General features: G+C 61.8%; 15 protein-coding genes. 2 read left to right on the forward strand and 13 right to left on the reverse strand.

The window, feature by feature from the left end; translation table 11 throughout:
- Positions 1-12: 12 nt before the first annotated feature.
- Positions 13-903 (reverse strand): LysR family transcriptional regulator, encoded by an 891-nt coding sequence (locus tag NPS29_RS07835; protein WP_274131790.1) that lies wholly within the window; start codon positions 901-903, stop codon positions 13-15.
- Between the two features lie 112 nt (positions 904-1,015).
- Here NPS29_RS07835 and NPS29_RS07840 point away from each other — a divergent pair, with 112 nt between their 5' ends.
- Positions 1,016-2,284 (forward strand): MFS transporter, encoded by a 1,269-nt coding sequence (locus NPS29_RS07840; protein ID WP_274131792.1) that lies wholly within the window; start codon positions 1,016-1,018, stop codon positions 2,282-2,284.
- Positions 2,285-2,319: 35 nt separating this feature from the next.
- Here the strand turns inward: NPS29_RS07840 and NPS29_RS07845 are convergent, their stop codons facing one another.
- The 12 genes from NPS29_RS07845 to NPS29_RS07900 all read right to left on the reverse strand — a co-directional run bounded on the left by NPS29_RS07845 (position 2,320) and on the right by NPS29_RS07900 (position 20,004).
- Positions 2,320-3,774 carry a lytic polysaccharide monooxygenase gene (locus NPS29_RS07845; RefSeq protein WP_274131794.1) on the reverse strand — a complete coding sequence of 485 codons (1,455 nt, stop codon included), beginning with the start codon at positions 3,772-3,774 and terminating at the stop codon, positions 2,320-2,322.
- Between the two features lie 223 nt (positions 3,775-3,997).
- Positions 3,998-5,062 (reverse strand): uroporphyrinogen decarboxylase, encoded by a 1,065-nt coding sequence (gene hemE, locus NPS29_RS07850; RefSeq protein ID WP_274131796.1) that lies wholly within the window; start codon positions 5,060-5,062, stop codon positions 3,998-4,000.
- Positions 5,063-5,275: 213 nt separating this feature from the next.
- Entirely contained in the window at positions 5,276-6,694 is a 1,419-nt protein-coding gene (locus NPS29_RS07855) for an FAD-dependent oxidoreductase (RefSeq protein ID WP_274131798.1), read from the reverse strand.
- A 135-nt stretch (positions 6,695-6,829) separates the two neighbouring features.
- Positions 6,830-11,275, reverse strand: a complete 4,446-nt coding sequence (gene gltB, locus NPS29_RS07860) for a glutamate synthase large subunit (RefSeq protein ID WP_274131818.1) — start codon at positions 11,273-11,275, stop codon at positions 6,830-6,832.
- A gap of 359 nt (positions 11,276-11,634) precedes the next feature.
- Positions 11,635-13,263 (reverse strand): SPOR domain-containing protein, encoded by a 1,629-nt coding sequence (locus NPS29_RS07865; protein WP_274131800.1) that lies wholly within the window; start codon positions 13,261-13,263, stop codon positions 11,635-11,637.
- 10 nt (positions 13,264-13,273) lie between these two features.
- Positions 13,274-14,377, reverse strand: a complete 1,104-nt coding sequence (aroB, locus tag NPS29_RS07870) for a 3-dehydroquinate synthase (RefSeq protein WP_274131802.1) — start codon at positions 14,375-14,377, stop codon at positions 13,274-13,276.
- A 131-nt stretch (positions 14,378-14,508) separates the two neighbouring features.
- Positions 14,509-15,027, reverse strand: a complete 519-nt coding sequence (gene aroK / locus NPS29_RS07875) for a shikimate kinase AroK (protein WP_274131804.1) — start codon at positions 15,025-15,027, stop codon at positions 14,509-14,511.
- 4 nt (positions 15,028-15,031) lie between these two features.
- Positions 15,032-17,134 (reverse strand): type IV pilus secretin PilQ, encoded by a 2,103-nt coding sequence (gene pilQ / locus NPS29_RS07880; RefSeq protein ID WP_274131806.1) that lies wholly within the window; start codon positions 17,132-17,134, stop codon positions 15,032-15,034.
- A gap of 53 nt (positions 17,135-17,187) precedes the next feature.
- Positions 17,188-17,715, reverse strand: coding sequence for a type 4a pilus biogenesis lipoprotein PilP (gene pilP / locus NPS29_RS07885; RefSeq protein WP_274131808.1), 528 nt, complete (start codon positions 17,713-17,715; stop codon positions 17,188-17,190).
- On the reverse strand, positions 17,712-18,359 hold the full coding sequence (gene pilO / locus NPS29_RS07890; protein ID WP_274131811.1) for a type 4a pilus biogenesis protein PilO: 648 nt from the start codon (positions 18,357-18,359) through the stop codon (positions 17,712-17,714). Before pilO ends, pilP begins: the two co-directional genes overlap by 4 nt.
- Complete coding sequence (locus NPS29_RS07895) at positions 18,356-18,940, reverse strand: PilN domain-containing protein (RefSeq protein ID WP_274131812.1); 585 nt, start codon at positions 18,938-18,940, stop codon at positions 18,356-18,358. Before NPS29_RS07895 ends, pilO begins: the two co-directional genes overlap by 4 nt.
- On the reverse strand, positions 18,940-20,004 hold the full coding sequence (locus NPS29_RS07900) for a pilus assembly protein PilM (protein ID WP_274131813.1): 1,065 nt from the start codon (positions 20,002-20,004) through the stop codon (positions 18,940-18,942). Before NPS29_RS07900 ends, NPS29_RS07895 begins: the two co-directional genes overlap by 1 nt.
- 209 nt (positions 20,005-20,213) lie before the next feature.
- Here NPS29_RS07900 and NPS29_RS07905 point away from each other — a divergent pair, with 209 nt between their 5' ends.
- Entirely contained in the window at positions 20,214-22,688 is a 2,475-nt protein-coding gene (locus tag NPS29_RS07905; protein ID WP_425312463.1) for a penicillin-binding protein 1A, read from the forward strand.
- Positions 22,689-22,700: the final 12 nt, after the last annotated feature.

The following is a 22,700-nucleotide window of genomic DNA, read 5'->3' on the forward strand; positions in this document are numbered from 1 at the left end:
CGTAGGGCACCCTCACCCCGCCTTGCGCGTCACCAGCTCCACGAACGCCTTGGCCATGGGTGATTTCTGATCCTTACGCTGCACCAGCCATACCGCCGAGGTCGCCTCGGGGTCGAGCAACGTGCGGTAGACCACCCCTTCGATACGCATCCGCTGATAGGACGCTGGCAGCACCGTCACCCCCAGCCCAGCCGCCACCAGGCCGATGATGGTCATCGCCTCGCCCGCTTCCTGGGTGAACAACGGGCTGAATCCCGCCTCTCGCGCCAGGCTCAGCAGTTGCGCATACAGGCCACTGCCGTAGCTGCGGGGAAAGAACACGAACGGTTCGCTCGCCAGCTCCTTTAGGTACAGGCCCTTGTCGCTGCCCGTGGCCAATGGATGATCCGAACGCAGAATTGCCACCAACGGCTCACGCAACAACTCCACCGCCACCAGTGAATCCGGCAGGGGCAATGGCCGCATGATGCCGACCTGCATCGACTCCTCCTCCAGCCGATCAGACACCTCCTTGCTGCTCATTTCCTGAAGCGCCAGATGCACGGCCGGATAGCGTTGGCGGAAGGCAAAAATCGCCTGGGGAATGCTGGAGGTGAACGGTGCTGACGCGGTAAAGCCCATCTTGAGTTCGCCCAGTTCGCCCAACTGCGCGCGCCGGGCGACGTCCGAGGCTTTTTCCACCTGCGCCAGCACGAGACGCGCTTCGTCCAGAAACAGCCGCCCAGCCTCGCTCAGTTCCACTCGTCGGTTGGTTCGCTCGAACAGCCGTGCCCCTAACTCCTGTTCGAGCGCCTGAATCTGCTGGCTCAGCGGTGGCTGCGAAATACCGAGAGACTCGGCAGCCCGGCCAAAGTGCAGCTCTTCGGCGACCGCGATGAAGTAGCGCAGGTGTCGTAATTCCATGGAAATCCTATTAGGTCGTGAAACCTATCAAACAGGTCGAACAATATATTGGAAGGAATCGTTAGCTGGCTATATTCTTTTTCTCATCGCCGCTTCATCCCTGAGGTTCTCCGTGAATACTGCTGCATCCCCCGCCGCGTCTGCGCCTGACTCGATCAACGCCGCGATACCGCTGGGTGATACCTACATCGAAAAAGACACCCCGGCCTTCATGCGCACCGTGCTCGCGCTGTTTGCCGGCGGCTTCGCGACCTTCGCCCTGCTCTACTGCGTGCAGCCGATGATGCCGATGCTGTCCCACGAGTTCTCGATCAATGCGGCCCAGAGCAGCCTGATCCTCTCGGTGGCCACCGCCATGCTCGCCATCGGCCTGCTCATCACCGGCCCGATTTCCGATCGTCTCGGACGCAAATCGGTGATGGTGTTCGCGCTGTTCTCCGCCGCATTTTTCACCATCGCCAGCGCCTTCATGCCGACCTGGGAAGGCATCCTGCTCACACGGGCGCTGGTGGGGCTTTCGCTGAGCGGCCTGGCCGCCGTGGGAATGACCTACCTCAGCGAAGAGATCCACCCCCAGCACATCGGCCTGGCCATGGGCCTGTACATCGGCGGCAACGCCATCGGCGGCATGAGCGGACGCTTGATTACCGGGGTGCTGAGCGACTTCGTCAGTTGGCACACCTCACTCATGATCATGGGCCTGATCGCCCTGGGCGCTGCCAGCCTGTTCTGGAAATTCCTGCCGCCGTCACGCAACTTCCGCCCTCGCCCGCTCAATGCCCGCAGCCTGCTGGACGGCTTCGTCCTGCAATTTCGCGACGCCGGCCTGCCGTGGCTGTTCCTCGAAGGCTTCCTGCTGATGGGCGCCTTCGTGACACTGTTCAACTACATCGGTTATCGGCTGCTGGCTGATCCCTACAACCTCAGCCAGGCAGTGGTCGGGCTGTTTTCGGTGGTCTACCTGTCGGGCATCTACAGCTCGGCGAAAATCGGCGCCCTGGCCGACAAACTCGGCCGTCGCAACGTGCTGTGGGCGGTGATCGTGCTGATGCTGGCGGGCCTTGCGCTGACGATGTTCACTCCGTTGACCGTCGTGGTCATAGGCGTGCTGATGTTCACCTTCGGCTTCTTCGGCGCCCACTCCGTGGCCAGCAGCTGGATCGGCCGCCGCGCCATCAAGGCCAAGGGTCAGGCCTCCTCGCTGTACCTGTTCAGCTACTACGTCGGCTCCAGCGTCGCCGGCACCGGCGGTGGCATGTTCTGGCACTACGCGGGCTGGAACGGGATCGGCGTGTTCATCGGCATCCTGCTGCTGGTGGCCCTGGGTGCAGCGCTGAAGCTTACGAAGGTGAAGCCGTTGGCGGTGAACATTCAGGCTTAGTCACACCGCCGGGCCTTGCTCGTAACCGCCGATCCCTACTTCAGTTTCCAGGCATCCTGCCAGTCGGAGCCTGTTCCGGGACCATAGTGATGAGGGCTTTGCTTGCACCAGCCCGATGCAGGGAACGGCAGGCACTCGTAGACCTTGCCGTCGGCCGGCTGCAGGACAGTGGTGCCGGCGGTGTAGGTATCGATGTCTTGCGGGTAAACCGCGTCGTATTCCTGGCCACCACCTTCGCCGGTCAGGGTGAGATTCTCCAGAGCCTGGCGCGTGGTACGCCCGTCTGGGGTGACCCCGGTCAGCTTAATCTGGTGCTGGCCCGGCTCGCTGAGCAAGGCAATGTCGAGCGTCGCGCTGCCAGGTTCAAACGCACGGGTGACAGCACCGACAGGTTTGTGTGAAGCATCGAAAACCGTGGCTTCGATGTTCATGCTGCGGTTGCCGGTCACGACCAGTGGCAGCGTTGCTCGTCCCTTGACCAGCTCCAGGTCCTGGCTGACGGGCTGGATGTTCAGTTGGGCCTGGGCATCCTCCACCAGATCCATCTGCAGTTCATACCGGTTCACGCCGCTTTCCTGTTTGGCGTAGAGGTTGTTCGCGCCCCTGACCGGAGCGATGGTGCCGTCTTCGCCCCGCACGCCTGCCCGTACCAGTGTGTGCGCTTCATTGAGTTGCCGCGCAAGGTTGAATGACCAGTTCCCGGGCTTGCCGTCTTCTGCGCTGGCGATGGTGATCTGCGAGCTGAACTCGGCGCTCTCGCCCTCACCGGTCATGGCCCGGACCTTGACCTTGTCACCGACCCACAATTCATCCCGAGGCGTGATGTTGCCCACCGGTCTCCAGCCATCCGGCGCCTCCGCCTCGGCGACAATGTTCACATCGAGCACGTTATGAAACGCGCCTCCCGTGTCATGGACGGTCCAGATACCGAGGATGACGTGATGGCCGCTGCGATCCGAGGGTAGTTCACAGCTGTGTTTCTCCCGGGCAGGCCCCTCGCTGCCCGGCGGCTGATCCGTGGGTAAGCGGCCACCCGCATCGATGACACAGAAAGGGGTAAGGGCGAACGAGCTGCGTGCCAGTTCGGCGTTGGGATTCCAGCCGTTCTGGGTGATGAAGTATTCGTACTTGGTAGCAGGGTGAGTCGCCTTGTAATACCAGTCAAAGGCGACGCTGCGATCCTTGATTTCGGTCTTGTGCCAGCGGGTGGCGGACTGCACATCCAGCGCTGCAAACCTGGAAATCGCGCCGCTGGCGATCTTGCCGTTGGGCACGCCCGTGGCGGGAAAGCCCTTGTCCGTTTCACCTACGCTTTGCGGCTCGTACTGTGCACCCCCGCACTCCTTGTTGAGTCCCTTCTGACAGAGCAATGCCCGGGAAGGAGGGTCATTCAGATAACCGTGGGCAGCGGCATATCGAGGCGATGCCAGCGTAGCTAAAATGGCGAGAGAGGTGACTCCAAGTGACGCAATGGTGAGCTTCGACATCATTCATTCATCCTGTCTGAATTCTTAGGCGTCCGTCCGTGAACGACCTGACCAAGTCTATGCGCATCATTTTTTTTTGATGTAGGAATGCTTCCCGCTAATTTGAGAGGACATTCGCCAAATGTTGACAGCGAAGTTACCGACCACCTGAGCGCCCAGACGTGGAACACGCAGACACAAAAACGCCCGGCAATGACCGGGCGTTTTCACATCTGAGCTTTAGCGCTTACTGGTGATACTTCGCCGACAACTCGTGCACAGCCTCGATGAAGGCACCGGCATTGGCCGGGTCCACTTCGGGGGTGATGCCGTGGCCGAGGTTGAAGACGTGGCCGGTGCCGCTGCCGTAGCTGGCCAGGATGTTGGAGACTTCCTGACGGATGGCTTCCGGGCGGGCGTAGAGCACGGTGGGGTCCATGTTGCCTTGCAGGGCGACTTTGCTGCCGACGCGGCGGCGGGCTTCGCCGATGTCGCAGGTCCAGTCCAGGCCCAGTGCGTCGGCGCCAGCTTCGGCGATGCTTTCCAGCCACAGGCCGCCGCCTTTGGTGAAGAGGATCACCGGGACCTTGCGGCCATCGTGTTCACGGATCAGGCCGCTGACGATCTTGCGCATGTAGGCCAGGGAGAATTCCTGGTACGCCGCCGCCGAGAGGCTGCCGCCCCAGCTGTCGAAGATCTGCACCGCTTGCGCACCCGCCAGGATCTGGCCGTTCAGGTAAGAGGTGACCGATTGCGCCAGTTTATCCAGCAGCAGGTGCATGGCCTGCGGGTTGTCGTAGAGCATGGCCTTGGACTTGCGAAAATCCTTGGAGGAGCCGCCTTCGACCATGTAGGTCGCCAGGGTCCAGGGGCTGCCGGAGAAGCCGATCAGCGGTACGCGGCCGTTGAGTTCACGGCGAATGGTACTGACCGCGTCCATCACGTAGCCCAGGTCTTTCTGCGCATCCGGGATCGGCAGCGCTTCGATGTCGGCCAGGGTGGTGACGGTTTTCTTGAAACGCGGGCCTTCGCCGGTCTCGAAGTACAGGCCAAGGCCCATGGCATCGGGAACGGTGAGAATGTCAGAGAACAGGATCGCGGCATCCAGTGGATAGCGCTCAAGGGGCTGCAACGTGACTTCGCAGGCGAACTCCGGGTTCTTGCACAGGCTCATGAAATCCCCGGCCTTGGCGCGGCTGGCGCGGTATTCCGGGAGGTAGCGACCGGCCTGACGCATCATCCACACGGGGGTGACGTCTACGGGTTGCTTGAGCAGGGCGCGAAGGAAACGGTCGTTCTTCAGGGCAGTCATGGCGAAATCCGCTAAAAAAGTGCGCGCATTTTCTCAGACACCAACGCAAAAGGCACGGTAAGTACCGTGCCTTTTGTCTATGGGGGCGATTTGTCGCAGAAAAGCCTGGCTGTTGGCGCTATCAATTACCGTAGCAGCACGGCTTGCCGGCGGGGGCGGCCGGAAGATCGCTCCCGCCGGCAAGCCGTACTGCTACGTGGCGCCCCACGCAAATCAGACGCCCAAGTAGTCCAGGATGCCTTCAGCCGCATTGCGGCCTTCGAAGATCGCGGTCACTACCAGGTCCGAACCGCGGACCATGTCGCCGCCGGCGAAGATCTTCGGGTTGCTGGTCTGGTGCTTGAACTTACCTTGCTCGGGCGCCACGACGCGGCCCTGGCTGTCCATCTCGATGCCGTATTGCTCGAACCACGGCGCCGGGCTTGGGCGGAAGCCGAACGCGATGACCACGGCATCGGCCGGGATGATCTCTTCGGAACCCGGAATCGGCTCGGGGCTGCGGCGGCCGCGGGCATCGGGTTCGCCCAGACGCGTCTCGACCACCTTCACGCCTTCGACCTTGTCTTCACCGACAATGGCGATTGGCTGGCGGTTGTAGAGGAACTTCACGCCTTCTTCCTTGGCGTTCTTCACTTCCTTGCGCGAACCCGGCATGTTTTCTTCGTCGCGGCGATAGGCGCAGGTCACAGCCTTGGCGCCCTGACGGATCGAGGTGCGGTTGCAGTCCATCGCGGTGTCGCCACCGCCCAGTACCACGACCTTCTTGCCTTTCATGTCGACGAAATCTTCCGGCGACTTTTCAAAGCCCAGGTTGCGGTTGACGTTGGCGATCAGGAAATCCAGCGCATCGTGCACGCCCGGCAGGTCTTCGCCCGGGAAACCACCTTTCATGTAGGTGTAGGTGCCCATGCCCATGAACACGGCATCGAACTCGGTCAGCAGTTGCTCGACGCTGATGTCCTTGCCGACTTCGGTATTGAGGCGGAACTCAATACCCATGCCGGTGAAGACTTCGCGGCGGTTGCTCAGCACGCTCTTCTCGAGCTTGAACTCAGGAATACCGAAGGTCAGCAGACCACCGATTTCCGGGTTCTTGTCGAACACCACCGGGGTCACGCCGCCACGCACCAGCACGTCGGCGCAGCCCAGGCCAGCAGGGCCTGCACCGATGATCGCCACGCGCTTGCCGGTCGGTACAACGCGGGACATGTCCGGACGCCAGCCCATGGCGAAGGCGGTGTCGGTGATGTACTTCTCGACCGAACCGATGGTCACCGCGCCGAATCCGTCGTTGAGGGTGCACGCACCTTCGCACAGACGATCCTGCGGGCACACGCGGCCGCAGACTTCCGGCAGGGTGTTGGTCTGGTGGGACAGCTCGGCGGCGGCGAGGATGTTGCCCTCCGACACCAGCTTGAGCCAGTTGGGAATGAAATTATGCACAGGGCATTTCCATTCACAGTACGGGTTACCGCAACCCAGGCAGCGGTGGGCCTGGTCGGCCGACTGCTGGGGTTTGAAGGGTTCGTAGATCTCCACGAACTCTTTCTTGCGTTGACGCAACAGTTTCTTCTTCGGATCTTTGCGCCCGACATCGATGAACTGGAAGTCGTTACTGAGACGTTCAGCCATTCTCTTCAACCTCTTGAAGCAGCCTCAAGCTGCAAGCCCCAAGCTATAAGCTTGAAGCGATCAAATTTATTTCCGACACCGCGTACCGCTTTGGCTTGCAGCTTGAAGCTTGTCGCTTGAAGCTGCCGCCAGGATTTATTGCGGGTTGGCGCGTGTACTCGACAGCAAGGACTTGAGGTTGGCGGCCTTAGGCTTGACCAGCCAGAAGCGGCGCAGGTAGTCATCCAGGTTTTCCCAGAGGTTACGGCCCCACTCGCTGTCGGTTTCCGCCACATACTCGGCCAGCACGCGCTCCAGGTGGCTGCGATAGGCTTCCATCGCTTCGCCGCTGATGCGCTGGATTTCCACCAGTTCGTGGTTGACCCGGTCAACGAAGGTGTTGTCCTGGTCGAGCACGTAGGCGAAACCGCCGGTCATGCCGGAACCGAAGTTGTAGCCGGTCTTGCCCAGTACGCAGATGAAACCGCCGGTCATGTATTCGCAGCAGTGGTCGCCCGTGCCTTCCACTACGGCGTGGGCGCCAGAGTTACGCACACCGAAACGCTCGCCTGCGGTGCCAGCGGCGAACAGCTTGCCGCCGGTTGCGCCGTACAGGCAGGTGTTGCCGATAATCGCGCTGTCCTGGGTTTTGAACGGGCTACCTTTTGGCGGCACGATCACCAGCTTGCCTGCGGTCATGCCTTTGCCGACGTAGTCGTTGGCGTCGCCTTCCAGGTACATGTTCAGGCCACCGGCGTTCCACACGCCGAAGCTCTGGCCAGCGGTGCCCTTGAAGCGGAAGGTCACCGGGGCGTCTTTCATGCCCTGGTTGCCGTGCAGCTTGGCGATTTCACCGGAAATACGCGCGCCGATGGAACGGTCGCAGTTACAGATTTCCAGCTCGTATTCGCCACCGGACTTGGACTCGATGGCCGCCTTGGCCATTTCGACCATCTTCTCGGCCAGCAGGCCCTGGTCGAATGGCGGGTTGCGCTCGACGCCACAGAACTGTGGTTTGTCCGCAGGCACGTGGTCGCTGCCCAACAGAGGGGTCAGGTCCAGGTGCTGCTGCTTGGCGGTCTCGCCCGGCAGGATGTCTAGCAGGTCGGTACGGCCGATCAGTTCTTCGAGCGAACGCACGCCCAGTTTGGCCAGCCACTCGCGGGTTTCTTCGGCCACGTAGGTGAAGAAGTTGATCACCATGTCGACGGTGCCGATGTAATGATCCTTGCGCAGCTTGTCGTTCTGGGTCGCAACGCCGGTGGCGCAGTTGTTCAGGTGGCAGATGCGCAGGTATTTGCAGCCCAGGGCGATCATTGGCGCGGTGCCGAAGCCGAAGCTCTCGGCGCCGAGGATGGCTGCCTTGATGACGTCCAGGCCGGTTTTCAGACCCCCGTCGGTCTGTACCCGGACCTTGCCGCGCAGGTCGTTGCCGCGCAGGGTCTGGTGGGTTTCGGCCAGGCCGATTTCCCACGGGGCGCCCGCGTATTTGATCGACGACAGTGGCGATGCACCGGTGCCGCCGTCATAGCCGGAAATGGTGATCAGGTCGGCGTAAGCCTTGGCCACACCGGCGGCGATGGTGCCGACGCCTGCTTCGGCCACCAGTTTGACCGATACCAGTGCCGACGGGTTGACCTGCTTGAGGTCGAAAATCAGCTGCGACAGGTCTTCGATCGAGTAGATGTCGTGGTGCGGCGGCGGCGAGATCAGGGTCACACCCGGCACTGCGTAGCGCAGCTTGGCGATCAGGCCGTTGACCTTGCCACCTGGCAATTGACCACCCTCGCCCGGCTTGGCGCCCTGGGCGACCTTGATCTGCAGCACGTCGGCGTTGACCAGATACTCAGGCGTCACACCGAAGCGACCGGTTGCGATCTGCTTGATCTTGGAGCTGCGGATGGTGCCGTAGCGTGCAGGATCTTCACCGCCCTCACCGGAGTTGGAGCGCGCGCCCAGGCGGTTCATCGCCTCGGCCAGCGCTTCGTGGGCTTCCGGCGACAGCGCGCCCAGGGAGATGCCAGCCGAGTCGAAGCGCTTGAGGATCGCTTCCAGCGGCTCGACTTCGTCCAGGCTCATCGGGGTTTCCAGTTCCTTGACCTTGAACAGGTCGCGGACCATCGACACCGGACGGGTGTCCACCAGCGCGGTGTATTCCTTGAACTTGGCGTAGTCGCCCTGCTGCACGGCGGCTTGCAGGGTCGCGACCACGTCAGGGTTGTAGGCGTGGTATTCGCCACCGTAGACGAACTTCAGCAGGCCGCCTTGCTGGATCGGCTTGCGCGGGCTCCAGGCTTCAGAGGCCAGTGCCTTCTGCTCGTCTTCGAGGTCGACGAAACGCGCGCCCTTGATGCGGCTCGGCACGCCACGGAAGCTCAGGTCGCAGACTTCCTCGGACAGGCCGATGGCCTCGAACAGTTGCGCACCGCGGTACGAGCCGATGGTCGAGATACCCATCTTCGACAGGATCTTGAGCAGGCCCTTGGTGATGCCTTTGCGGTAGTTCTTGAAGACTTCATACAGATCGCCCAGCACTTCGCCGGTGCGGATCAGGTCGCCCAGCACTTCGTAGGCCAGGAACGGATAGACCGCCGACGCACCGAAGCCGATCAGCACGGCGAAGTGATGCGGGTCACGGGCGGTCGCGGTTTCGACCAGGATGTTGCTGTCGCAGCGCAGGCCTTTTTCGGTCAGGCGGTGGTGCACCGCGCCGGTGGCCAGGGATGCGTGGATCGGCAGCTTGCCCGGCGCGATGTGGCGGTCGGACAGGACGATCTGGGTCCGGCCGCTGCGCACCGCTTCTTCGGCCTGATCGACAACGTTGCGCAGCGCGGCCTCGAGGCCGGTGGCTTCGTCGTAGTTCAGGTCGATGATGGCGCGGTCGAAACCTTCACGCTCAAGGTTCATCAGCGCGCGCCACTTGGCAGGCGAGATGACCGGCGAGCTGAGGATCACGCGGGAAGCGTGCTCAGGGGATTCCTGGAAGATGTTGCGCTCGGCACCCAGGCAGACTTCCAGCGACATGACGATGGCTTCACGCAGCGGGTCGATCGGCGGGTTGGTGACCTGCGCGAACTGCTGGCGGAAGTAGTCGTACGGCGTGCGCACACGACGCGACAGCACGGCCATTGGCGTGTCGTCACCCATGGAGCCCACGGCTTCCTGGCCCTGCTCGCCCAGCGGACGCAGCACCTGATCGCGCTCTTCGAACGTGACCTGGAACATCTTCATGTACTGCTTGAGCTGATCGGGGTTGTAGAACGCCGAACCGTGGTCGTGGTCTTCCAGGGTCGCCTGGATGCGCAGCGCGTTCTTGCGCAGCCACTGCTTGTACGGGTGGCGCGACTTCAGACGGCTGTCGATGGCGTCGGTGTCGAGGATCTGGCCGGTTTCGGTGTCCACGGCGAAGATCTGGCCCGGGCCCACACGGCCCTTGGCGACGACGTCTTCGGGGGTGTAGTTCCACACGCCGATTTCCGACGCCAGGGTGATGTAGCCGTTCTTGGTGGTGACCCAGCGCGCCGGACGCAGACCGTTACGGTCGAGCAGGCAGACGGCGTGGCGACCTTCGGTCATCACGATACCGGCCGGGCCGTCCCACGGCTCCATGTGCATGGAGTTGAATTCATAGAACGCACGCAGATCCGGGTCCATGGTCTCGACGTTCTGCCATGCAGGCGGCACCAGCATGCGCACGCCACGGAACAGGTCGATGCCGCCGGTGACCATCAGCTCGAGCATGTTGTCCATGCTGGAGGAGTCCGAGCCCACGCGGTTGACCAGCGGGCCCAGTTGCTCCAGGTCCATCAAGTCGTTGGTGAACTTGGTGCGACGGGCCTGGGCCCAGTTGCGGTTACCGGTGATGGTGTTGATCTCGCCGTTGTGGGCGAGGAAGCGGAAAGGCTGGGCCAGCGGCCATTTCGGCAGGGTGTTGGTCGAGAAGCGCTGGTGGAACACGCAGATCGCGGTACGCAGGCGCTCGTCGCTGAGGTCTGGATAGAATGCCGTGAGGTCACGCGGCATCATCAGGCCTTTATAGATGATGGTCTTGTGCGAGAAGCTGCAGATGTAGTGGTCGGTGTCGGCGGCATTGGCAACCGACGAACGGCGACGGGCACTGAACAGCTTGATCGCGAATTCCTGATCGCTCAGGCCTTCACCGCCGATGAACACCTGCTCGATCTTCGGCAGGCGCTCCAGCGCCAGACGGCCCAGGACGCTGGTGTCGATGGGCACCTGGCGCCAGCCGATCAGGGTCAGGCCTTCGGCGAGGATTTCGCGGTTCATGTTCTCGCGGGCAGCTTCGGCGCGGGCGTCATCCTGATTGAGGAACACCATGCCCACGCAGTACTGGCGCGGCAGCTCGACACCGAAGTGCTCGGTGGCCACGGCGCGCAGGAACATGTCGGGTTTTTGCATCAACAGGCCACAACCGTCACCGGTCTTGCCGTCGGCGTTGATCCCACCACGGTGGGTCATGCAGGTCAGGGCTTCAATAGCCGTCTGCAACAGGTGATGACTGGGCTCGCCTTGCATATGGGCGATCAGGCCGAAACCACAGTTATCCTTGAATTCTTCCGGACGATACAGACCTGCTTTCATAGACACGTTCTCACCAGGCTGCCTCTTAACGAGGCAAATTTCTTTTCAATTCAGCCATTTACCGTCCACGCTGAACGTACGCCAGCTTTGCGGGAGCAAAAGGGAGGTCATTGTACACACCGACACAAAGCCCCACAAATTTAACGACGAAACGTCGCAAATTCATGTCGCAATTATGAAAGGTTTTAAGTCGATTCTCGTGGTAGCCAGAGCTTTGTTGCGAGTCTGACTAAAGAGAGCCCGAAATTCAATGCGTGCCTGAGACGCAGACACCGCAAGGCGCGCTGCTCATTGGCAGCACGCTCATGCGCGATTTTCGGGGGAGCCAACAGAGCGACCCGGGTAGGGTCGCTGACTAATCAGCGAGCTGCGGCGAGTTCCTGTTGGATACTGCCGACAGTACGAGGCCAAGGTTTACCAGCCTGAACCTTCGCTGGCAAGTTCTTGATGGCAGAGAGCGCTGCGTTGCGGTCGGCAAAACTGCCGTAGGTGACCACGTACAGCGGCTTGCCTTGCAGGGTTTTCTTGAAGTAGCGGTACTCGGCGCCTTGCTCTTTCACGTAGCTCTGAGCGGTGGCCTCGGAGCTGGTGCCAAGAATCTGGACCACGTAATGGCCAGGTGCCTGACCCGAATACCAGCCACCGCCAGCAGGCGCTGCAGCGGCGGCGGCTGGCTTCTCGGCAGGCTTGGCTGCCGGCTTGGCGGTCGCGACCTGAGTCGGCGCTGGCGCAGGCTTGGCGGCCGGTGCCGGGGCTGGAGCAGGTTTGGCAGCCGGCGCCGCCGGGGCCGGACGCGGGGTCGGAACCGGCGTTTGCGCCATGGTCGGAGCCGGGCTTGCGGTGGCGCCTTGTGGCGGTGCGGTGGTGGTGACGGTTGGCGGTTGCAGCGGCTGGTTGGCAGCCGGGCCGCCGTCTTCGCCATCACCCTCGCCCGAGCCAGCTGCCTCGGCCAGGGGACCGCGCATGACAGGCTGCGAGTTGCCGACCAACGGTAGCGGCATCGGCTGCGAATTACCGGCGAACTCGATGGCCGGGCCACCGTTGTTCGACTGCTGCGCAGGCGCCTGGCCCTGCCCCAGAGGCAGTTGCGCCTGGGAATTGGCCGGCGCCGTCGGTGCGTTGCCGCGACCTGGAATCAGCACCGCAGCCAGCACGGCCGCAGCCACTACCCCACCCAGAGCCAACACATATTTCTTGGACATCTTGAACCCCATACTTGGACGCTTGACCGCAGAGCGGCTGGCGATCATGGCTTCGATCATCGAGTCGCGCGCGACCTGGTTGATCGCGCCCGGCCATCCATTGGACTGTTCGTGAATATCGGCAATCTGCTCGGCACTGAACACTTCAATGCCCTGGCCTGCACCTTCAAGGCGCTGGGCCAGGTATTCACGGGTTTCTTCTTCGGTGTACGGAGCCAGCTCGATCACGTGGAAGCGTTCGCCCTCCACGCCACTCTCGGAGCACAGCTGATCCAGACGATCGATGATCGAGGCCTCGCCGAACAGGAAGACATGCGGACGCCCTTCAGGCGTGCCCGCTGCCAATTCCAACAACGCTTCGAGTGCGGATTCGCCCAGTTGTTCGGCATCGTCCACCAGGATGTAGACTTCCTGGCCGGTCAGGGCCAGCTGCACGACCTGGGAAAGGATCGGACGCATTTCCGGCTGCACGACGTTGAGCGCTTGCGCCACCTGACGCAGTACCCCCGAGGCATCGCCTGCGCCGCGGGCCGACACCACCACGCTTTGCACCGACTGCTTGTTGGTACTGGCGACCAGCGCCTGGCGCAGCAGGGTCTTGCCGCTGCCGTGAGGGCCGGTCACCAGGAGCAGCAGCTCGCTGTAGCGCGCCAGGTGATGCAATTGCCCCAGCACGGGCTTGCGCTGGGCCGGGAAGAATTTAAAGCCGGGGACCCGCGTGGCAAAAGGGTCATGACTCAACTGGTAATGACCGAGGAAGGCCTCATCGGCGTGCAAACTAGTCATGGATTTATCATTAACCTCTAAGCTGATCCACCAAGGCGCGGTAGTCCGCAACCAATGTGGCCTGTAGTACTTCTCTTGGATATTCGTCAGTCACCACTGCCTCGCCCATACGGCGCAACAGCACCAGACGCAGGCGACCGTCGATCACTTTTTTATCAACTGCCATGTGCTCGAGGAAATGCTCAGGCGTCATGTCTTCAGGCGGAACCACCGGCAGGCCGGCGCGCTGAAACAGACGGATACCACGATCTCGTTCCTGCTCGCTGATCCAGCCCAGGCGCGCCGACATCTCCAGCGCCATGACCGTACCCGCCGCAACCGCTTCGCCATGCAGCCAGACACCGTAGCCCATGTGGGTTTCAATGGCATGGCCGAAGGTATGGCCCAGGTTCAAGGTTGCACGCACGCCGGATTCACGCTCGTCGGCACCCACCACCGCAGCCTTGGCCGCACAGGAGCGTTCGATGGCCGTGGTCAGCGTGGCCTGGTCCAGGCCGCGCAGCTTGTCCATGTTCTCTTCGAGCCAGGTCAGGAACGGCTCGTCGCAAATCAGCCCGTACTTGATGACCTCGGCCAGCCCCGCCGACAACTCGCGCGCTGGCAGCGTGTTCAGCGAAGTGGTGTCGATCAGCACGGCGTTGGGCTGGTAGAAGGCACCGACCATGTTCTTGCCCAGCGGATGGTTGATGCCGGTCTTGCCGCCCACCGAAGAATCCACCTGGGAAAGCAGTGTGGTCGGAACCTGGATGAAATCCACCCCGCGCTGATAACAGGCAGCGGCAAAACCGGCCATGTCGCCGATCACACCGCCGCCCAAGGCGATCACGGTGGTGCGGCGGTCATGGCGCGCGGTCAGCAGGGCGTCGAAGATGGTTTGCAGGGTTTCCCAGTTCTTGAAGGCTTCGCCATCGGGCAGCACGATCGGCAGCACGTTGAAGCCCGCCAGCGCCTGGGTCAGGCGCGCCATGTACAGAGGCGCGACCGTGGCATTGGAAACGATCGCTACCTGCTTGCCGACGATATAGGGCGTTAGCAGTTCAGGCCGATCCAGCAAGCCTTCGCCAATGTGGATTGGGTAGCTACGTTCGCCAAGCTCGACCTTGAGTGTCTGCATGTGTCCCCACAATGTACTAACAATTGGATGCCAGGGTCCGTGCGCAACAGCGTCAACAGGACCTGGGCGCAAGACCGCTGGGCGGTCCTGCTTTTTATGGTCGCCGAGGATAGCGCATTTCCGCCTGTGCTTTAACGGGGAGGAAGCTCGGCCAACAGCGCGAGGATGTCAAGAACGACCATCCGGGGCGGCCGCTCGTCGGTCTCGATGATGACGTCGGCGATTTCCCGGTACAGCGGATCGCGTATGGCCAGCAGGTCGCGCAACACCCGGGCCGGGTCTGCGGTACGCAACAATGGCCGATTGCGATCACGGGACGTGCGCCCCACTTGCTGTTCCACCGAAGCATGCAGATACACCACGCGCCCGCCGGCATGCAGCGCCCGGCGGTTTTCTTCGCGCATGACCGCGCCGCCACCGGTTGCCAGCACCACGCCATCAAACGCGCAGAGCTCTTCAATCATGGCTTGTTCGCGATCCCGAAAGCCCGCCTCACCTTCCTTGTCGAAGATCCACGGGATATTGGCACCCGTACGCAGCTCGATTTCCTTGTCAGAATCCTTGAAGGGCAGTCGAAGCTCTTTGGCCAGCAAGCGACCGATGGTGCTTTTGCCAGCGCCCATCGGTCCCACAAGTATTAAATTTCGCACAGAATCAACGACTCACAGCAATCGCCTGGTTGTTCATGATACGCGGAGTGAGGAACACCAGAAGCTCGGATTTGCTTTGAGTGACCACATCTCGACGGAAAAGGCGGCCAACATACGGCACATCGCCCAAAAATGGCACCTTGTCGACGACTTTATTCTGCGTATTGGAGAACACGCCACCGATCACGACGGTTTCGCCGTCGGAAACCAGCACCTTGGCGTTGACCTCGTTCTTCTTGATCGGCGGCACGCCCAGCACGGTATTCACGTAGTCAGGCTCATCCTTGGTGACCTTGACCTCCATGATGATCCGGTTGTCCGGGGTGATCTGCGGCGTCACTTCGAGCGACAGCGAAGCCTCTTTGAAGGATACCGACGTCGCACCGCTGGAACTGGCTTCCTGATACGGCACTTCCGTACCTTTCAGGATTTTCGCGGTTTCCTTGTCCGAGGTGACGACCTTGGGCTGGGAAACCACTTCGCCGTTACCGGTCTTCTCCATGGCGCTGAGCTCAAGGTCCAGGATCGTGTTGTTGGTCAGGAAACCCAGGCCGATGGAGGATGTCGGGTCGCTGACGCCCAGGTCCACGAACGGGCCGTTGGTATTGCCTGCACCGGTCACCGTGCCGCTGCCACCCGTGGTGAAGTTGCCTTTGCTGCTGGAACCGCCCCAACGCACACCCAGGGACTTGTCGTAATCGACGTTGGCCTCGACGATGCGCGCCTCGATCATCACCTGGCGTACCGGGATGTCCAGTTGGGAAACGATGCGACGCAGTTCGTCCAGGCGATCCTGGGTCTGGTAGGCAATGATGTTGTTGGTCCGCTCATCGACGGTGATAGAGCCGCGTTCGTCGGTCTTCGCCTCGTTACTGGTCACCGACTGGAACAGCTTGGCGATGTCGGCAGCCTTGGCGTAGTTGACCTGCAACAGCTCGCGACGCAATGGAGCAAGCTCCGAGATCTGCTTGAGCGACTCCAGTTCCTGACGCTCGCGGGCGGCGATTTCGTCAGCCGGCGCCACCAGCAGTACGTTGCCGACCTTGCGTTTGTCCAAGCCCTTGGTCTTGAGCACCAGGTCCAGTGCCTGATCCCACGGCACGTTCTGCAGGCGCAAGGTGATGCCGCCCTGAACGGTGTCACTGGCCACCAGGTTGAGGTTGGTGAAGTCGGCGATCAGTTGCAGCACCGAGCGCACGTCGATGTCCTGGAAGTTCAGCGACAGCTTCTCGCCGGTGTACACCAGTTTTTCCGCGTTGCGACGCTCGAGGTCTTCGTTGGTCAACGGACGGACGCTGATGGTCAGCTTGTTGTCGGTCTGGTACGCCGAGTAATCGAAGGCGCCGGACGGCTCGATGGAAATGCTGGTCTTGTCGCCGGTCACGCTGGAATTGACGTATTGCACCGGGGTCGCGAAATCCTTGACGTCCAGCCGCACGCGCAGTGGGTCGGGCAGCTGGGTGCGAGCGAAATCGACGCGGATCTTGCCGCCCTGCTCCTGGATGTCCGGGGCAATGCTCGGGTCGCTCAATTCGATGACCACGTTGCCTTCACCCAGCTCGCCGCGCTGGAAGTCGACGTTCCTGACCGAGCGCGGACCCGGGGCGTAGGACCGCGGGGCGGGTTTGGCCTGGGCCTGGGCCTGGACCTGGGATTGAGCCGACGGCGGCGTGCTCACGCGCGGCGCGCCCTGGGCAGTGCTGGGTTGCGAGCCCTGTGCAGCCGCTGCGCCCTGGCCGACGACCACGAACAGGTTGTTGCCATCGACCCGCGAACTGTACGGCGCGAGGGTGGTGAGGTTGATGATGACACGGGTGCGATCCTTGGCCTCGACCACCACCACGCTGTGGGCGTTGCCCGAGCCCAGGTCGCGGCTCTTGGTCTGCAACTGGCTGGTAACGCCCGGCAGGTCCAGCGCAATGCGCGCCGGTTGCTCGGTGGTATAGCCGCGCGGGGCCGCCACCGGACCGTCGAAGGACAGTTTCAATTCGACCCGATCCCCCGGCAATGCGGCGACATCGAGCGTCTTGAGGTTGGCCGCCTGGAGAATCGGTGAAAGCATCGCCATCCCTAGCGACACGCCGATAATCGAAAGAATCCTAGTCATGTTCACATTCCACCACTGTGCAGATCCGAAGGTGTATCGCTTGCTTGTCGTCTTCATGAGCGTTCTTTCAGGGAAATGCTACGCGGTCGCTCAAGCCACGCCCCCTCTCCATCCGGCACGATTTCAATCACCTGCACCGCCGAATCGCTGATGCCGACGATTCGCCCGTCGTTGCGCCCCAGGTAGTCGCCCACCTTGACCCGATGCACGCCGCCGGCCCCACGCAACAGGGCGAAGGTGCCCGTTTCGTTGCTCAGGGTGCCGACCATCTCGAAGCCGTCGATATTGAAGCCTTCAAGGAACTGCTTGACCCGCGTCGGATCCGGCTGGACCAGGCGCGAACCCTTCTGGCGGTTCACCAGGTCGACCTTGATCGGCGGCTGGAACGGGCTGCGCAAGCTCGCCGCAGCATAGGTGAATGCCTCGTACGGGCGAAACTTGGGCATCGGCTCGATATTGCCGACCGGACGCGCCCGCACCTGGGCCATGAACTGCTTGAGGTCATCGAACTCGCCGGAACCGTCGCAACCTGCCAGCGCCATCAGCGTGACGCCCATGCACAACCAATGCACGGCCCTCATTTCGCCTGTCCTTTGTTGTCTGTGTTCTGAAGTCCCTTGTCGTTGTAGCGATAGGTCTTGGCGAGAATGCTCATGCGCAGTTTTCCAGGGGACTTGGCGTCCACCGGTTTGATTTCGAAATCGTGCAGAGTCACTATGCGCGGCAGGCTGGCCACGCCGCTGACGAAGGTCGCCAGGTCGTGGTAGGTGCCGGTCACGGTGATCTGGATAGGCAGTTCGATGTAGAACTGCTGCGCCGCCTCGGGCAACAGCTTGATCTCTTCGAATTCAAGGCCGCTGCCAAGGCCGGTGCGGGTGATGTCCTCCAGCAGGCCGGGCACCTCGGTATCGCCAGGCAATTGCCGCAGCAGCGCGCCGAAGGTGTTTTCCATCTCCACCATCTGGGCCTTGTAGGCCGGCAGGTTGGCGGCCTGATAGGCCTTGTTGGAGAACTGCTCGCGCAGGCTCGTCTCGTCGTTACGGGCCTGATCCAGTTGGGTTTGCAGGTCCTGGATGTGGAAAAAGTAACCACCGGCCAGCACCAGCACCAGCAACAGGACACCAGCGATGGTTTTCACCGCCGATGGCCACGAGCCCAAGTTGTTGAGGTCCAGGTCGTTGATATCGATCTTGCGCAGGCTTTCGAGCCATTCATTCACATTCATGGCTTGGCACCTTTGGCGTCTGCTGGATCGACAGGTGGTTGCGTCTGACGCACGGTCAACTGGAACGAGTTGGACTGGTCGGCCGAACCCACGGCGCTGTTGGCCTTGACCTCGGTCAGGCTCGGTGCCTCCATCCAGTCGGAAGCATCCAGGTTGCGCAACAGGTCAGAAACCCGGTTGTTGGACTCTGCGGCACCGGAAATGCTGATCAACTGGTCGGTCATTTTCACTTCGTTGAAATACACACCGTCCGGCAGGGTGCGGGCGAGCTGATCGAAGATGCGTCCGATGATCGGCCGGTTGCCCTGCAGATCCTGGATGATCTTCATCCGCTCGAGCAATTGCTTGCGCCGCGCCTTCAGTTCGCTGATCTCCTTGATGCGCGCGTCGAGCTGGACGATCTCGGTCTTGATGAACTGGTTGCGGGCGTTCTGGTGATCGATGGCACTGCTCAAATATTGATCAGCCAGAAAAATGGCACCAATGCCGGCAACCAGCACGCCAGCCAGGGAAATCAGGAAGCGCTTCTTGCGCTCCTCGCGCTGCTGCTCGCGCCAGGGGAGTAAGTTGATCCGTGCCATTAGTCGAAGCTCCTCAACGCCAGACCGCACGCGATCATCAACGCCGGGGCGTCACTGGCCAGCGCACCGGCGTTGACCTTGGCGCTCAGGGCCATGTCGGCGAACGGGTTGGCGACCATGGCAGGCGTGCCCAGACGCTCCTGGATCAGGCGGTCGAGCCCAGCGATCGAAGCCGTACCGCCCGCCAGCATGATGTAGTCGACGCGGTTGTACTGGCCGGCCGCAAAGAAGAACTGCAATGAGCGCGACACCTGCTGGACCACGGCGTCCTTGAACGGCTGCAGCACTTCCAGGGTGTAGTCGTCGGGCAGCCCGCCCTGCTTTTTCGCAAGCCCGGCTTCGCCCTGGGACAGGCCGTAGCGGCGCTGGATCTCTTCGGTGAGCTGGCGCCCGCCGAACAGTTGCTCGCGGGTGTAGATGATGCGGCCGTTGTGCAGCACGCTGAGGGTGGTCATGGTGGCGCCGATGTCGATCACCGCCACCGTCAGTTGCTCGTGATCCTGCCCCAACTGGGCCGACAGCAGGCCGAATGAACGCTCCAGCGCGTAGGCTTCGACATCGACCACGCGCGGCGTCAGGCCGGCCAGCGCCAGCGCGGCCTCGCGAACCTCGACGTTTTCCTTGCGACAGGCAGCCAGCAGCACTTCGACGCGCTCGGGGTTGCGCGCCGAATAGCCCTGGACCTCGAAATCGATGGCGACTTCTTCCAGCGGATAGGGAATGTACTGGTCAGCCTCGATCTTGAGCTGGTTTTCCATCTCGTCATCGGAAAGCCCGGCGTCCATCTCGATGGTCTTGGTAATGACCGCTGATCCAGCCACCGCCACCGCCGCTATCTTGACGTTGCTCTTGGCTTTTACCAGCACGCGCGTCAAAGCATTGCCGACCCCTTCGAGCTCGGCAATGTTCTTCTCGACCACCGCGTTGGCAGGCAGTGGCTCGACCGCGTATGACTCGACCTTATAGCGGGTACCGGAACGACTCAGTTCAAGGAGTTTTACCGAGGTGGAGCTAATATCGATCCCTAGAAGGGTATTGGCCTTCTTACTGAAGAGTTCGAACACAACCGATTCCCTATGCGTTTCCGTCACTTACGGATATTTTTTTGTCCAACACCACTGTCGGCAGCCTTGACAGTAGCGCAAATAACGCTCGGCGACGAAAAATGCTTATAATGCCCAGCGTTTTTTTCGTGTAGCAAAGCTTCAAGGCGTGTTCATTTGTTGATGCCTGCGCTTAACCCATTCTTTTTTCTGGAAATCCAAAAGCCTTGATACGCCTGCTGAAGTTTTTCTGGTGGTCCATTGTCGCTATCGTCTGCGGGCTGCTGCTCGGTCTGAGCGGCGCCTTTCTCTATCTGTCGCCGAATCTGCCTTCGGTCGATGCGCTGCGCAACATCCAGCTGCAGATCCCGCTGCGAGTGTTCAGCAGCGACGGCAAACTCATTGCCGAGTTCGGCGAAATGCGCCGTTCTCCAATCCGTTTCGCCGAAATTCCGCCCAATTTCATCAGCGCCCTGCTGTCGGCCGAAGACGACAACTTCGCCAATCACTACGGCGTCGACCCGAGCAGCCTTATGCGCGCCGCCAGCCAGTTGGTCAAGAGCGGTCACATCCAGTCCGGCGGCTCGACCATCACCATGCAGGTGGCCAAGAACTACTTCCTGACCAGCGAGCGCAGCTTCTCACGCAAGACCACCGAGATTCTTCTCGCCTTGCAAATCGAGCGCCAACTTACCAAGGACGAGATTCTCGAGCTCTACGTCAACAAGATCTACCTGGGCAACAGGGCCTATGGTATCGAGGCTGCAGCACAGGTTTATTACGGAAAATCGATCCGTGACCTCAGTGTTGCCCAGATGGCCATGATAGCCGGTCTGCCGAAGGCACCGTCACGATTCAACCCACTGGCCAACCCGGTGCGCGCCAAAGAGCGCCGCGACTGGATTCTGGGGCGCATGTTCAAACTGGGCAAGATCGACCAGAACACCTACCAGACCGCCCTGGCTGAACCGATCAACGCCAGCTATCACGTTCAGAGCCCTGAAGTGAACGCGCCGTACATCGCCGAAATGGCCCGCGCCGAGATGGTCGGCCGCTACGGCAGCGAAGCCTACACAGAAGGGTTCCGCGTCACCACCACCGTTCCGAGCGATCGCCAGGAAGATGCCAACAAGGCCGTGCAGGATGGCCTGATCGAATACGACCAGCGCCACGGCTATCGCGGCCCTGAAAGCCGTTTCCCGGGCCTGACCCGCGACGGATGGACGCAGGAGCTGACCAAGCAGCGTCCGATCAGCGGCCTTGAGCCGGCCATCGTGACCCAGGTCGACAAGAACGGCATCCACGTCCTGACCCGCAACGGCGAGAAAGAAGAAGCCGTTGCCTGGGACAGCATGAAGTGGGCCAAGCCCTTCCTGAACACCAACAGCGTCGGCGCCAATCCGAAGCAGCCTGCCGATGTCGCCCATGTCGGTGACCTGGTGCGGGTGCAGCGCCAGCATGACAATTCGCTCAAGTTCAGCCAGATTCCCCAGGCGCAGAGTGCCCTGGTGTCGCTGGATCCGCACAACGGCGCGATTCGTGCGCTGGTCGGTGGCTTTGCCTTCGAGCAGAGCAACTACAACCGCGCCATGCAGGCCAAACGCCAGCCGGGCTCGAGCTTCAAGCCGTTCCTCTACTCTGCCGCGCTGGACAACGGCTACACCGCAGCCAGCCTGGTGAACGATGCACCGATCGTGTTCGTCGACGAAGCCATCGACAAGGTCTGGCGCCCGAAGAACGACACCGGCACCTTCCTGGGCCCGATTCGCCTGCGTGAAGCGCTGTACAAGTCGCGTAACCTGGTGTCGATCCGCCTGCTGCAGAGCCTTGGGGTCAACACGGCGATCAACTACATCACCCGTTTCGGCTTCAACAAGGCGGACCTGCCGCCGAACCTGTCGCTGGCCCTGGGTACCGCAACCCTGACGCCGATGGAAATCGTCAGCGGCTGGAGCACCTTTGCCAACGGCGGTTACAAGATCACCCCGTACCTGATCGACAAGATCGAGGACCGCGAGGGCAAGACGCTGTTCGTCGCCAACCCGCCAACCGTGCCGGCCAACGACCCGAACCCCAAGCTGGTCAACGAAGCCGCCGTGAGCGACGCCTCGACCTACGCCGCGCCGGAAACGCCAGCACTGACCACCAATGCGGCACCGAACGCCCTGGACACCAATGGCGCGCCACCCGCGCCAGCCGTGGCCGAGCGCATCGTTGACGGGCGTACCACCTACATCCTCAACAGCATGCTGCAGGACGTCATCAAACGCGGCACAGGCCGCCGTGCGCTGGCGATGAACCGCCCGGACATCGCAGGCAAGACCGGTACCACCAACGATTCGAAAGACGCCTGGTTCTCCGGCTACAACGGCGACTACGTGACCACGGTCTGGACCGGCTTCGACCAGCCCGAAAGCCTGGGCCGCCACGAGTTCGGCGGCACCGTCGCGCTGCCGATCTGGATGAACTACATGAGCGCCGCGCTCAAGGACAAGCCGCCGCACGTGCAGGCCGAGCCTGACGGCATCCTCAGCCTGCGAATCGACCCGGTCAGCGGCCGCTCCGCCACGCCAAGCACGGCAGGTGCGTTCTTCGAGCTGTTCAAGAGCGAAGACACACCACCAAGCGTGAACGAACTCAACGGCAGCCCTGCACCGGGCAGCCCGCTGCCAGCGGATGAATCGGCACCGATCGATCTGTTCTGATAAACGCGAGCC

The organism is Pseudomonas putida (assembly GCF_028682175.1).
Classification (GTDB): Bacteria; Pseudomonadota; Gammaproteobacteria; order Pseudomonadales; family Pseudomonadaceae; genus Aquipseudomonas; species Aquipseudomonas putida_AD.